We start from the raw sequence: 374 nt of genomic DNA on the forward strand, positions 1-374 counted from the left end.
CGTGCTCTTCGCCGGCGAAGTCTTCCCCATCGCGAAGTTGCGCAGGTTGCTGCAGCTGTGGCCCCAACCAGCCTACTACAATCTGTACGGCCCCACCGAGACCAACGTGTGCACTGCCTACCGGGTACTCACGTCCATACCGGCAGAGCGCGTCGAACCGTTGCCGATTGGTCATCCCTGCGACCACTGCAACACGATCGTCGTCGATGAGCATCAGCGACCGGTACCCGACGGTGAACCCGGCCTGTTATGCGTCGCAGGGCCGTCTGTCGTGACCGGCTATTGGAATGCTCCCGAGAAAACGGCTCAGCGATTTTTTCAACTCGACGGCCAACGCTGGTACAACACCGGAGACGTCGTTCGCTCCTCGTGCG

The 374-nt window shown here is 61.2% G+C and carries 1 protein-coding gene; it reads left to right on the forward strand.

Annotated elements, in window-relative coordinates:
- Positions 1–374 (forward strand): AMP-binding protein (locus tag KQH55_RS16005; protein WP_235091660.1); only part of this gene is annotated, 374 nt, incomplete at both ends.

The sequence above is a fragment of the Mycetohabitans sp. B3 genome (assembly GCF_021498065.1).
Lineage (GTDB): Bacteria > Pseudomonadota > Gammaproteobacteria > Burkholderiales > Burkholderiaceae > Mycetohabitans.